The 13,912-nt window shown below is 39.2% G+C and carries 12 protein-coding genes; 11 read left to right on the plus strand and 1 reads right to left on the minus strand.

The window, feature by feature from the left end; translation table 11 throughout:
- Positions 1 to 76: 76 nt before the first annotated feature.
- The 3 genes from recX to ntdP all read left to right on the plus strand — a co-directional run bounded on the left by recX (position 77) and on the right by ntdP (position 2,645).
- Entirely contained in the window at positions 77 to 871 is a 795-nt protein-coding gene (gene recX / locus ACYSNO_RS00275) for a recombination regulator RecX (RefSeq protein ID WP_461729056.1), read from the plus strand.
- Entirely contained in the window at positions 861 to 2,021 is a 1,161-nt protein-coding gene (mutY, locus tag ACYSNO_RS00280) for an A/G-specific adenine glycosylase (RefSeq protein ID WP_461729057.1), read from the plus strand. Before recX ends, mutY begins: the two co-directional genes overlap by 11 nt.
- A 90-nt stretch (positions 2,022 to 2,111) precedes the next feature.
- A complete protein-coding gene (gene ntdP, locus ACYSNO_RS00285) occupies positions 2,112 to 2,645 on the plus strand; it encodes a nucleoside tri-diphosphate phosphatase (RefSeq protein WP_461729058.1) in 534 nt (177 codons plus the stop codon).
- A gap of 108 nt (positions 2,646 to 2,753) precedes the next feature.
- On the opposite strand, the gene ACYSNO_RS00290 is transcribed toward ntdP, so the two are convergent.
- Complete coding sequence (locus tag ACYSNO_RS00290; protein WP_461729059.1) at positions 2,754 to 3,194, minus strand: GNAT family N-acetyltransferase; 441 nt, start codon at positions 3,192 to 3,194, stop codon at positions 2,754 to 2,756.
- A 192-nt stretch (positions 3,195 to 3,386) separates the two neighbouring features.
- Between ACYSNO_RS00290 and ACYSNO_RS00295 the strand changes: the two genes are divergently transcribed.
- From ACYSNO_RS00295 to ACYSNO_RS00330, 8 genes are all read left to right on the plus strand, one after another.
- The gene (locus ACYSNO_RS00295; RefSeq protein WP_461729060.1) at positions 3,387 to 4,763 is read left to right on the plus strand and encodes a hemolysin family protein; all 1,377 of its coding nucleotides are present in this window, start codon (positions 3,387 to 3,389) and stop codon (positions 4,761 to 4,763) included.
- Positions 4,764 to 4,945: 182 nt separating this feature from the next.
- Positions 4,946 to 6,526 (plus strand): peptide chain release factor 3, encoded by a 1,581-nt coding sequence (locus ACYSNO_RS00300; protein ID WP_461729061.1) that lies wholly within the window; start codon positions 4,946 to 4,948, stop codon positions 6,524 to 6,526.
- Between the two features lie 82 nt (positions 6,527 to 6,608).
- Complete coding sequence (locus ACYSNO_RS00305; RefSeq protein WP_461729062.1) at positions 6,609 to 7,214, plus strand: cadmium resistance transporter; 606 nt, start codon at positions 6,609 to 6,611, stop codon at positions 7,212 to 7,214.
- Between the two features lie 96 nt (positions 7,215 to 7,310).
- On the plus strand, positions 7,311 to 9,050 hold the full coding sequence (locus ACYSNO_RS00310; protein ID WP_461729063.1) for a PTS transporter subunit EIIC: 1,740 nt from the start codon (positions 7,311 to 7,313) through the stop codon (positions 9,048 to 9,050).
- Entirely contained in the window at positions 9,013 to 11,046 is a 2,034-nt protein-coding gene (locus tag ACYSNO_RS00315; protein WP_461729064.1) for a BglG family transcription antiterminator, read from the plus strand. The genes ACYSNO_RS00310 and ACYSNO_RS00315 overlap by 38 nt, the downstream gene beginning before the upstream one ends.
- A gap of 12 nt (positions 11,047 to 11,058) precedes the next feature.
- Positions 11,059 to 11,514: a PTS sugar transporter subunit IIA gene (locus ACYSNO_RS00320; protein ID WP_461729065.1), complete on the plus strand. Its 456-nt coding sequence runs from the start codon at positions 11,059 to 11,061 to the stop codon at positions 11,512 to 11,514.
- 161 nt (positions 11,515 to 11,675) lie between these two features.
- Complete coding sequence (locus ACYSNO_RS00325; RefSeq protein WP_461729066.1) at positions 11,676 to 13,439, plus strand: PTS mannitol transporter subunit IICBA; 1,764 nt, start codon at positions 11,676 to 11,678, stop codon at positions 13,437 to 13,439.
- A 20-nt stretch (positions 13,440 to 13,459) separates the two neighbouring features.
- A complete protein-coding gene (locus ACYSNO_RS00330; protein WP_461729067.1) occupies positions 13,460 to 13,903 on the plus strand; it encodes a PTS sugar transporter subunit IIA in 444 nt (147 codons plus the stop codon).
- Positions 13,904 to 13,912 lie beyond the last annotated feature (9 nt).

The raw sequence follows: 13,912 nt of genomic DNA on the forward strand, positions 1-13,912 counted from the left end.
TTTATTTTAACATAGTTTTCTACCCTTTTGTAAAAGTATGTTAGACTAATAGATGGCTATTTAAGGAGTGAGCGGATTGATTATTAAGCAAATTACATTAGAGAAAAATCATTTTTACCTTCTAAGCTTTGAAGGAGGCGAAAAGGTCAAAGTCTCAGAGGACTTATTAGTAAAACACCGATTGTTAAAAGGAGAGGAAGTTTCACAAACATTATTTGAAGAATTAAAGGCGAGTGCGGGTTTTGCACTTGGATTGCAACTGGCCTATAACTATGTAAGTTACCAATTGCGTAGTGAACTGGAAATGTTGCAATATTTAAAAAAGAAAGACGTTTCGAGTCCTGATCGAAAAAAAATTATCGAACGATTGAAAGAGCTCAAATTAATTGACGATTTGGTTTATGCTGAAAGTTATATTCGCACGCAAATGCGTTTAGGAGATAAAGGCCCCTTTTATTTGAGTCAACAACTAAAGAAAAAGGGGATTGCAGAAAATATCATTGGAACAGCCATTGATTTATATACCGATGAGGCGCAACGAGAGGTTGCCGTAAAAACGGCTGAAAAGAACTGGAAAAAAAACCAGAATCGCAGTCATCGAGAGGGGCTTAGTCGAGTGCGAAGCCATTTAATACAAAAAGGGTTTCATCAGGAGGTTATTCAGTTTGCCCTTAGTCAATTGCCGCAAGAAAAAGATGAGACAGCTGAATGGGAGAACTTAATGAAAGAAGGTCAAAAGGCTTTGCGTCGACAGCAGCGATTTCCCTATCCTACTCGTGTGCAAAAAATTAAAAATCAATTGTATCAAAAAGGATTTAGCATTGATCAAATTCAACAATTTATTGACGAGGAAGTTATAGATGAAGAGTGAACAATTAAAACAGTGGCAGGCAGCAGAAGTCGATGATTTTAATGAGCGGTTTCTTGCTTGGTACTATCAACACCAACGGCATTTACCTTGGCGTGGAACAAAAAATCCTTATTTTATTTGGATTTCTGAAATCATGCTCCAGCAAACGAGAGTGGAGACGGTAATTGGTTATTATTATCGTTTTATTGAGAAATACCCAACGATTGAAGCTTTGGCTCAAGCGGATGAACAAGAACTTTTAAAAGTCTGGGAAGGACTCGGTTATTATTCTCGGGCACGTAATCTAAAAGTAGCTGCACAGCAAGTGATGGCAAATTTTGAAGGCCACTTTCCACAAACGTTAGCTGACATTCAAACATTAAAAGGGATAGGGCCCTACACATCAGGTGCGATTGCGAGCATTGCTTTTGGATTGCCAGAACCTGCGATTGATGGCAATTTAATGCGTGTTGGCAGCCGTTTGCTAGGAATTGATGCAGATATTGCAAAGGCGAGTAGCCGTAAAGTTTTTGACGCTGGATTTCGAGAAATCTTATCAACGGATTTACCTGGCGATATGAACCAAGCCTTTATGGATTTGGGCTCAAGTATTTGTACGCCAACGAGTCCAGATTGTGCAAACTGTCCTTTAAAAGACTTTTGTTACGCGTATCAAACCAAGACGCAAGTCAACTATCCTGTTAAGACAAAAAAACAACCACCAAAAGATGTCTATTACGTTGCAGGGGTTATCGAGAACCAGGAAAAAGAATTTTTAATCATACAACGCCCAGAAAAAGGGTTGCTGGCGAAGATGTGGCATTTTCCTTTAGAGGAAGTGTCTAAAGAACGTTTTCTTGCTTATCAGACCCAATATTCAAAAGAAGCAGTCCAAGGAACACTGGATTTCGTTGCAGAGGACGCGCCATTTGATATTTTTGAAAACTATCCCGTAACCTGGCAAAAACGACACTTGAAAGAAGTCAAGCATGTTTTTAGCCATTTACGCTGGCATGTCCTGCTCTTTTATGGGAGAACACATGCGCCTTTGACCGTTGAAACGAGTCGCTGGGTAAGAGAAGCGGATTTTGAAACACTCGTTTTTCCGACCATTCAACAAAAATTGGTGAAACAATGGACCCAAAATCATAAAGTTCAGAAAGATTTGTAGGCAAGAAGCATTTTTATTGCTATAATGTTTACGAGGTTGGTGTGATGAACACCCAAACAAATGCGAGAATTCGCTGAGGGAAGGGTTGCTATGCGCGTTCCAAAAGAAGGAGAGTTTGTTAGCATCCAAAGCTACAAACATGATGGCAATTTGCATCGCACGTGGCGTGATACCATGGTATTGAAAACCAGTGAATATTCGATGATTGGCGTGAATGACCACACATTAGTGACGGAATCGGATGGCAGACGTTGGGTTACTCGAGAACCAGCGATTGTGTATTTTCATAAAAAATATTGGTTCAACGTCATTGCAATGATTCGAGAAAAGGGTGTTTCTTACTATTGTAATCTGGCTTCACCCTATCTATTGGATGAAGAAGCACTAAAGTATATTGACTACGATCTAGATATCAAGGTTTTTCCTGATGGTGAAAAACGTCTTTTAGATGTGGATGAATATGAGTTGCACAGCAAAATCATGGGCTATCCGGAAGACATTGATTATATTTTGAAAGAAAATGTCAAAATTTTAGTAGACTGGATTAACAACGGAAAGGGTCCCTTTTCCCAAGGATATATCGATATATGGTATGAGCGCTACAAGCAATTGTCGCAAAAATAACAAAAAAGAGGAGGCTGAAAAGGCCTCTTCTTTTTTGTTATATGGAGAAAATAAACGTAGCCGCTTCCTTGGGACGGTTGACTGCTTTTTCTTCCTTTCCCTTATCGTTTATAGGTTTGGTAATTTTTTTGTCATCATACGATGGGAGATACCTGCATCCATAAAAGGTTCTCCCTCAGGATGATAACCTAATTTTTTATAAAATGGGATGGCCGCTTCTTGTGCACCTAGAGAGACAAGTTCAAATCCTTGTTGTTTTGCAAATTTCTCAGCAAATAAGATTAGCTGTTTGCCTAATTGTTTTTTCCTAGCTTCTTTAACGACAGCCATTCGCTGTAATTTTATTTTGGAATCACTGATCGGTAGTAATCTTAGAGTCGCTAGGGCCTTCTCATCTTCATAAAGGACAAAATGAATCGCATAAGCTTCATCTCGATCAATTTCTAGTTCAAGAGGTACCTGTTGTTCTTTTACAAAAACATCTTGACGTATACGTAAAGCGTCCAGATAGGTTTGACTCATTGTATCTTTTGTTTCTCTGATAATCATTGTTTTCCCTCCCTCTAAAAGGAGTATAACCTGAAAAGAGAAAAGGGAAAAGGAAAAGATGATTCCTTACTCGAATCTTGAAAGAGTTTTCGTTTTTTTATTGCAAAGAAACGCGCTTTATGATACGATTCTCTCGTGGATAAGTCCACGCTTTTTTTTACCAATTATGCAAAAACAAGGAGAGAAACAACTATGAATTCTGACCCCGACAGTCAGTCGCTACTAGCGCAAATAATATTACTCGTCGTCTTAACGTTAATTAATGCTTTTTTAGCTGCATCAGAAATTGCAGTCGTGTCAATTAATAAAAATCGCGTCGAGCAAAAAGCCGAAGAAGGCGATCGGAAATCACAAAAAATCTTAAAAATACTAGAAAATCCAACGAACTTTTTATCTACGATTCAAGTAGGTATAACCTTGGTGAATATTTTATCAGGGGCCTCTTTAGCTGACAGTTTAGCTGTTCGTCTGGCACCTTTTATTGGAACCGGTGCAGCGGCTCGAAGCATCGCAACATTTATTGTACTTGCAATTTTAACGTATGTCTCAATTGTTTTTGGTGAACTCTATCCGAAACGAATTGCGATGAATAAGTCCGAGGAAGTGGCAATGTATACTTCAGGCGTCATTCGTATTTTAGGTGTCATCACGAAACCCTTTGTTTGGTTGTTATCTGCGTCAACGAATTTATTATCACGCTTAACGCCAATGACCTTTGATGATGAAAATTCGAAGATGACACGCGATGAAATGCGTTATATGTTGGAAAACGAAGGCGTTTTAGAAGAAGACGAGCTTGAAATGCTCCAAGGAATTTTTGCTTTAGATACAAAAGTAGCCCGTGAGGTTATGGTCCCTAGAACAGATGCTTTTATGGTCGATATTAATGGCGATGTCACAGACATTTTGCGTCGCATCTTAGATACGAATTTTTCTCGTATCCCAGTCTATAATGAAGACAAAGACAAAGTAATTGGCGTCTTACACACGAAAACACTATTAAAAGCGGCATATGAGGTCGGCTTTAGTGAATTAAATTTACAGTCTTTAATGCAAGAGCCCTTATTTGTACCCGAAACTGTTTTTATTGATGATTTAATGTATGAGTTGAAGAAAACCCAAAATCATATGGCTATTTTGCTGGATGAATATGGTGGTGTGGTTGGTCTCTTGACTCTTGAGGATTTATTGGAAGAAATCGTTGGTGAAATTGACGATGAATCCGATGAAGTCGAAACCTTATATGAAAAGATAAGCGAGCACGAATATATTATTCAAGGGCGTATGCAAATCGAAGAATTTAACGATGCCTTTGATGAGCATTTAGAAATGCCGGACGTCGATACAATGGCTGGTTACTTCATCACTGCTTTAGGAGCGATTCCAGAAGAAGAAACCCAGCTTACTTTAGACAAAGGCAACATTACTTTAATTTCTGAAGAGATTGAAGGGTCACGTGTACTTAAAATTCGGGTCATCTTTAAAGAACCTGAAGCAGTGGAAGACAAAGTTGAAGAAGAACGACGATTTTTCCGTAAAGACACTGAAGAAGAAGACTCAAAAAAATAATTTAACTGAAAGTAACAAAAGGAATTGTGGCGCAAAAGCGAGCAATTCCTTTTTATTTAAGTACAAACTCTTTTTCGAGAAACCTTTTCATGTTAAACTAGTTGAGGCGAAAGAGCCGGTCACTATGATTGCAGGCTTTTGAATGACTGATTTTTTAGAAAGAAAGGAAAACGAATAAATCAATGAAAAATCCGAATTTAAAACAACAAGTGGATAGTCGTCGCACCTTTGCGATTATTTCTCACCCGGATGCGGGAAAAACAACGATTACAGAAAAACTATTATATTTTGGTGGTGCAATCCGTCAAGCAGGGACTGTGAAAGGAAAGAAAACAGGAAACTTTGCGACGTCCGACTGGATGGAAATTGAGAAACAGCGGGGAATCTCGGTAACGAGTTCAGTCATGCAATTTGATTATGAGGGGAAACGAGTGAATATTTTAGATACCCCGGGGCATGAGGATTTTTCTGAGGATACGTACCGTACCTTAATGGCCGTTGATAGTGCCGTGATGGTAATTGATAGTGCCAAAGGGATCGAAGCGCAAACGAAGAAATTGTTTCAAGTCGTAAAACGTCGAGGCATTCCAATTTTTACTTTTATTAATAAGTTAGATCGAGATGGTCGTGACCCCCTCGATTTATTAGAAGAACTTGAAGAAGTGTTAGATATTGAATCGTATCCAATGAACTGGCCATTGGGGATGGGAAAAGGTTTGGAGGGCTTATACGATATTTATAATAAACGCGTGGAATTTTATCGTCCAGACAATTATGGCGGCGAAGCCTTTGTCCCCCTAGATGAAAATGGCGAAATCCCAAGTGACCACCCACTCCGACAAAATAGCATCTACAGTCAAGTCTTAGAGGAAGTTGAGTTATTAACGGAAGCGGGCGATTCGTTTGACCCTGAAAAAGTTGATCGCGGCGAGCAAACGCCAGTCTTTTTTGGGTCTGCCCTAACGAATTTTGGTGTCCAAACCTTCTTAGAAACTTTCTTACAGTTTGCCCATGCTCCTTATGCTCATGAGCTTGCAGATGGCCGGACCTTAAGTCCTGAGGAAGAGGAATTTTCAGGTTTTGTCTTTAAAATTCAAGCAAATATGAATCCGGCTCATCGCGACCGCATTGCTTTTGTTCGCGTTTGCTCAGGTACCTTTGAACGAGGGATGGATGTGACACTTGAACGAACCAAGAAAAAAATGAAATTAAGTAACGTGACTCAATTTATGGCAGATGCGCGTGAAAACGTGCAAGAGGCGGTTGCAGGAGACATTATCGGAATTTATGATACGGGAAATTATCAAATTGGGGATACCATCTATGAAGGAAAACTAAATGTCGCCTTTGAAGAACTCCCATCCTTTACACCAGAGTTATTTATGAAAGTATCTGCTAAAAACGTCATGAAACAAAAATCATTTCACAAAGGGATTTATCAGTTGGTTCAAGAAGGAGCCATTCAATTATATAAAACCTATTTAACAGAAGAATATATTTTAGGTGCTGTGGGTCAACTACAGTTTGAAGTCTTTCAACATCGCATGTTAAACGAATATCATTCTGAAGTTGTGATGACACCAATGGGCTCTAAAATCGCTCGCTGGATTGATCCCAAAGACTTAGATGAAAAAATGAGTTCGAGTCGAAATATTTTGGCTCGGGACCGTTTCGATCAACCCTTGTTCTTATTTGAAAACCAATTTGCGGAACGTTGGTTTGCGGATAAGTACCCAGGTGTTGAATTAAAGAGTTTGATGTAAAAAATAAAAGTTTGGTCTTTTCCTTAGGGGAAAGACTGAACTTTTTTCGAATTGGAAAATACAATAAAGGAGAGGGAAACGTTTGATTCAAGTCATCCTTACAGCAATCATTGGCTTTGTCTCGACGAATATAGACGATCTTTTTTTATTAATGTTTTTATTTTCCCAAGTTGGACCTCGTTTTAAAAAACGAGACATCTTATGGGGACAGTATCTTGGTCTAGGTAGTCTTACCTTATTTAGTTTTTGCTTCAGTTATGGTATCGGAGCGCTCCTCGTGGATTATGTACACCTTTTAGGAATTATTCCAATGATGATTGGCTTGAAACTATGGTGGGATCAACGACAGATTGCATCGGAAACTGCTGATTTAGTAAAAGCATCTTCAGCAGAGGCCAGTTCGATGAAAGCACCCAGAACATGGGGCGTTTTACCAGTGATGTTATTAATTGTTTCTGGTGGTGCGGATAATATTGGTGTGTATGCTTCGTTATTTTCTCACTACGCTTTAGCCGACTGGTTGTTGGTCCTTATGGTTTTTATTTTACTCGTTCCAATTTGGTGTCATTTAGGTGAAAAGATGGGGAATAACCCCTTAATCAAAGCAAAAATTGAAAAATATGAACTCTTTTTATTGCCACTTGTTTTTCTTCTTTTAGGATTTGCGATTCTCTTAAAATGGCTATAGTTGGTTGTCGCTTTTCCTCTCAATTCAATCTGTCTTTCTAACACTGAACAAGAAAACTATGCTATGATCGAAGAGATAAAAAAGGAGGTGGAAGAAATGAGGTGGAAAACAGAGAAAGCAGCCTTACCTTTCTTTCAAATTCGTCGATTCGGTTATTTACTGAGTCAACTTATGATGCCGCATTTAAGTATTTTTATTGCCTGGGGCTTTATCAATTTGATTGCAAGTAACCCAGCCAGTGACCTTCATTTGCTTCTTGGAAAAATGGAAGAAGCATTACTTTCTTTTTTACTTCCTTTGTTAATCGGCTACACTGGTGGGAAGCAATTAGAAGAACAACGAGGGGGAGCGATTGGAGCCATTGCGACAATTGGTTTAATTGTAGCAACCGATTCACCACAAATTATTGGTAGCATGTTGATTGCGCCATTAGCCGTTTGGAGTTTTTTATTCTTTGAAAAACTTTTTTTATCCAACTTAAAACAGGGCTACGAAATGTTAATAAAGAATATGCTGGCAGGTTTTATTGGGAGCTTTTGGTGTGTGGTGAGTCTTTCCTTTTTTGCACCGATTGTGAATCGGTTGAATCAGGAAATTGTGAAGGCGGTTTACACTTTGATTCATTTTCATTTATTACCACTTGTAAGCGTATTAATTGAACCTTTAAAAGTCTTTTTCTTTAATAATACAATCAATCATGGAGTCTTAACACCTCTTGGCTTGTCTTTCATCACACAGACAGGTCAATCCTACCTTTTTTTACTTGAAACCAATCCAGGGCCAGGTTTAGGCGTTTTACTCGCTTATCTAAGCAGTCATTTGTCCGCTGACGAAAAAAGGAAAACAGGGACAGCGTTACTGGTTCATTTGATTGGGGGGATTCAGGAAGTCTACTTCCCTTATGTTTTAATGGAGCCGAAGCTTTTTTTTGCTGTTATTTTAGGTGGAGTATCAGGGACAGCGATCTTTGAATGGTTAGAAGTCGGGCTAACGAGTCCGGTTTCTCCGGGGTCACTCCTCTTGATTTTGAACCATACCCCTGCCGAACACGTTTTTAGCTTGTTATTTGGAATCTCAGTTAGTACCTTGAGTTCCTTTTTAATGAGTTATGCGATGTTAAAAAATAGAAAGGAAGGAAAAACGATGCTCAACGAAACATCCCCTCAAATGCTGGGGCAAAAACCCGCTTGCTTCATTCAAGAAATTATCGTCGCCTGTGATGCAGGAATTGGGTCTAGCGCGATGGGGGCGAGTTTAATTCAAAGGCATTTAAAAGAAAAAGGACGAGAAATTCCAATCCGCCACCAATCCGTTTACCAATTAGAAAACAAAGCGGATCAGTTAGTCCTCCTTCATCCGCAACTTAGTGAGCAAGCCAAACGAATCGCGCCAAAGTCTGCAATTTTGTACATTGATAACTTTTTAGCAGTTGAGGAAAACGTGCTTAAAATTCAACAGTATTTGGCGCAGAATTCGCCAATCAATCCTCCTGTACTCGAAATGTCTTTGGCAAGGCCAGTCGGTTCAAAAGTTGTTTTATTATATGAAAAAAACCAAAGAGGGACGCAAACGATGGCAATTGAGATGATGCGGCAAAAAGCGCAAAGACAAGGGCACGATTTATTTTTTTCAAAGGCGAGTATCGAAGCTTGCCATTGGAATCAAGAAACGCTATATGTCATATCATCCGAAATGCTTGCGAAAAATCCAATTGACCGGCAAAAATATCAGATTTTGGTTGTACAAGATTTATTGAAAATGTCAGAATTTGAGAGGTGGCTAAAGGAGAGTGAAGACGATGTTCTTATCACCAAGAGAAAAGGAATTACTGATTGAATTGTTCAACCAACGTGAAGGACTTTCGATTCCTCAAATGATGAGCTTGTTAAAGGTTAGCCGTCGGACCGTTTATCGTGAGTTAGAAAACTTGGAGACGTCTTTGTTGACAATTGGCGCAGCTTTAAAAAAAGTTTCGCGTGGACATTATCAGTTAATTGCGAAAGAAGATGTCCGTCAAACAATTCAAAAACATCTCGCAAGTACGCCACTCATTGAACTTTCGACAAGTGAGCGGCAACGAGCGATCCTTATTGAATTATTACGAACGGAAATCCCCCTTTCGCTGCAAATGTTTTTAGACAAGTATCAAATAAGTAATACAACTTTTTATGCAGATATAAAACAATTGGAAGCACGTTTAGCAAAATCCCCCCTTCAAATTATTCGTAACCAAGGCTATGAAATTATCGGTTCAGAAAAATATCGACGTTTATTGATGGCCAATGTTTTGCAAGCAGAAATCAATGAATATCAATTTTTTCATTATGAACCGATTGAGGGGTCGAATCATTTTTTCTTTCAATTTTTAAACACGGGTGATCTATCCTTTACCAAAGAATTGGTTCTTACCGAACTGAATGAAAGTCTCCCCAATTTGAGTGATCGTAAGCTTGTTCATCTTATCTTTGTTTTGATGTTGACCATTGAACGGGTACATGCAGGACATCTCATTATAGAAGAAACGTACATGGAACAACTAAATAAAGAAATGCTTAATAGTAGTAAACGAATATTTGCCAAGTTAGCAGTTGAAACCAAGCAACTGTATCCAGTCAACGAGATTGTTTTTTATGCAAGTTTACTGAGTGATTTTGCCAACTCCTTTGAAGAAGATTTCTTTGAGGAAAACTTTGATACCGAAATGGCCTACGACGTTAAACGTTTAATTGAGGGCGTCAGTCGTGAAACAGAAGTTGATTTTTTTGAAGATTCCGATTTGTATAAAATGTTATTGACCCATTTATCCGGTGTTTTTTCACGTGTAATTTTACAAGAAGAGACATTAACGAACCCGATTTTAGAACGAATTATGGAACAATACACAGATGTTGTTCGAGGCATTCGCCAGACGTTACCGCTTGTTTTTCCCGGTAAAGTTTTATCGGAAGAGGAAATTGCGTATATGGTTTTACATTTCGCTAACGCTTTAGAACGGAGTCCAAAAATTATCGAAGTCGATATTGCAGGCTTTTCACCCAGTGGCCTTGCTTCAACAAGGATGTTAGAAATGCGTTTAAGAAAAAACTTTCCTTTTATCGATCAAATTCATTTTTTTAGTGTGTCACAATTAGGCGCAATCGATTTAATGGCACACTATGATCTGATTGTTTCCACCGCCTTATTGCCTGGGTATAGTGGCTCGTATCAATTAGTTTCTCCCTTGTTGTTAGAAGATGAAGTCAAACAGTTAAAAGAACGTTTTAAAGAAATTGGCAAACAACAAACGAAACCAAAACGAAAAAGGAAACACATAGAAAAAACAACGCCTAGCTATGAAGAAGTTTTGCATTTTATTGAAGAAGTGAATGGTCTTTTAGAACGTTTTTTTATTGGGAAGATTAAGAATCCAATGGAACTTTCTGGAATCGTTGATGCAGCAATTGCAACCATTCCAGAAAATCTAGTAATCGATGCGGCGGCAGTAGCCGTTCAATTACTTCGTCGTTTAAAGCAGGCGCCTGTGGGTATTCCTGGAACAACCATGGCACTTTTTCACGCGGCAACATCAGGGATCAAAGCCCCTCTTTTTTGTATCGTTGACTTGGAAACGACCGCCGTTATTACCGGTATGGATCAAACCCAGATGCCATTAAAACGTATTTTATTCATGCTTGCTCCTGAAAAAATTGAACCAATCGAAAGCCAATTACTAGGAAAAATAAGTGGTGCAATCATTATGAACGACTTATATACGGAAATTTTTCATTCGGGCAATGAAGCAATTGTGTACCAGTTATTGTCTTCTTTACTTATGGAAAAAATGCAATCGTAAGGGGTGGGAAAAATGCTAACAATCACATCGAAACAAGTGGTACTCGATCAATCCTTTGAAACGGCGGAAGAGGCGATCGCATATGCCGGGCAGCAACTAGTCAATTTGGGCTACGTGACACCCGATTACACGCAATTAATGCAAGAACGCCAACAAAAAGTGAGTGTCTATATTGGAAATTTTGTGGCGCTTCCACATGCTGAAATGCCGGAAGAAATGCTTTTAAAAGAAGGAGTTTTTATGATTCAAGTCCCAGATGGCGTGAATTTCGGTACAGCTGAGAAGCGACAAGTAGCCACTTTGATTGTTGCTGTCGCTTTATCAATGAAGAGCCAATTGATAATTTTACAAGAATTGGCATTGTTTTTTTCAGATATAAAAAATGTCCAAAAATTAAGCGATGCAACAGAGAAAAGCAGCTTCTTAGCGATACTAACTGATTATTTTGGTGAACAATCAAAACAATAAGTTTCATACAAGCAACCAGCCACCAAATCAAGGGAAATTCCTTTGATTTGGTGGCTGGTTTTGTTTTGGCACAAAAGATTGTGCCAAAGTACGACTATTTCCCATTGAGGAAAGCGGATACACTAAAGGTGTCAAGAAACACAAAATGAGGAGGAACAAAAATGGAAAGACAAATCAGGGAGAAAAGTTCACTAAAAGCAAGCGTTCAAAAGTTAGGCAGTACACTTTCAAGTATGATTATGCCCAATATCGGTGCCTTAATTGCCTGGGGAGTACTTACGGCATTATTCATTCCAGACGGTTATTTTCCAAATGCGCGCTTAGCAGAAATGGTCGGTCCCATCTTAACTTATTTAATTCCAATTCTAATTGGTTTTACCGGGGGGCGAGTAGTGGCTGGTGAACGGGGAGCAGTTGTTGGAGCAATTGCGACGATGGGAGTGATTGTTGGAACCAACGTACCAATGATGCTTGGTGCGATGATGATGGGGCCGTTTGCTGGTTTTTGCATGAAGCAATTTGATCGTTTCTTTCAACATCGAATTCGTACCGGATTTGAAATGTTAGTCAATAATTTCTCTGCTGGATTGATTGGTTTTGCTCTAGCAATTTTAGGATTTTTAGTAGTCGGTCCAGTTGTAGATAGTTTAACGCAAGTGATGGCTACAGGTGTCGATTGGATTTTGAATGCCCACCTCATTCCATTAGCCAATGTCTTTATCGAGCCAGCCAAAGTTTTGTTTTTAAATAATGCAATTAATCATGGCATCCTAACACCACTTGGAACAGAGCAAGCAATGGAAACGGGTCGCTCAATTTTATTTTTATTAGAAGCGAATCCTGGCCCAGGCTTAGGTATCCTTCTTGCCTTTATGTTCTTTGGCCGAGGTGCTGCAAAATCATCTTCTCCTGGCGCAATTTTAATTCATTTCTTTGGCGGCATTCATGAAATCTATTTTCCTTACGTGATGATGAAACCGCTATTATTTTTAGCAGCGATTGCTGGAGGAATCACAGGAACCTTCACTTTACAAGCCTTAGGTGCGGGACTAAAAGCTCCGGCTTCTCCAGGGTCAATTATTGCAATCCTAGCCATGGCTCCCCAAGGCGGACATGCAGCGGTTTTAGCAGGAGTCTTGGTCGCAACAGTGACTTCATTTGCCGTGGCTACAGTAATCTTAAAAGCAGACGTGAAAGAAACGGATGAAGATTTTGAAAAGAATGTAACGGCTTCCCAACAAGCGAAGGCTCAAGCCAAAGGACTCGAAAAAGCAGGGGAACTTGGAGCGATCACAGCCATTCAAAAGATCGTATTTGCTTGTGATGCAGGAATGGGGTCTAGTGCGATGGGTGCTTCTATTTTACGAAAAAAAGTCAAGGATGCGGGATTAACTCAGTCGGTAACAAACAGTGCGATTAGCCGTTTGGTTGATGATTCGAAGACATTGATTGTAACACAAAGCGAATTACAAGAGCGGGCAAAACAAAAAGCACCAAGCGCAACTTTTATTGCCGTTGAAAATTTCTTGAACTCACCTCGTTATGATGAAATTATCGGACAACTACTGGGTGAAACGGCTCAACCATCATCCTCAAAGGCTTCAAAAAGTTTGTCGCAAAGACAAGTACCACTTTTTGAAGGCGTGACTGAAATATACTTGGCACACGATGCACGCGTGGGGTCCGCAACGATGGGCCTTCGGATGATTGAAGAAATTCTTGCGAAAAATAATTTAGAGATTCCAGTAAAAAAAGTCAAGCTGGAAACTTTAACGACGAATGAAGGCAGTTTGGTTGTTTACCGTGAAGATTTAAAAGAAGAAGTCTTGAAACAAGCACCAAATGCGCAGTACTTAGAAGTGAAAAGTCTCATTCAGGCGAAACAATATGAAGCGGTAGTTGAGCAATTGAAGAAAGCAGCTTGAATCAGAAGGAGGAAAACAAAATGCAAACGAATTTTTTATCAATCGATATGATTGAGTTGAATCAACATTTTGAAACAAAGGAAGAGGCGATTCGTTTTTGTGGTCAAAAACTGGTGGATGCCGGTTGTGTCGAAGAAGATTACATAGAAGCCATGATTGAAAGAGATCGTATGCTTTCCGTTTATATGGGGAATTTTATTGCAATTCCTCATGGGACGGAGGAGGCGAAGAAATTTGTAAAAAAATCTGGGATTTGCATCGTTCAAGTTCCAGAAGGGGTGAATTTTGGAACCAAAGAGGAACCCCAAATTGTAACGGTGCTGTTTGGCATTGCAGGGGTAGGAGAGGAACATTTACAAATCATTCAACAAATTGCTCTTTATTGTAGCGATATGAATCATGTGGTCTATTTAGCAGATGCTTTAGAGAAAAAAGAAATAACAGAGCAATTACTCATTGCATAGGAGATGAAA

It is taken from the genome of Enterococcus sp. LJL98, assembly GCF_054871745.1.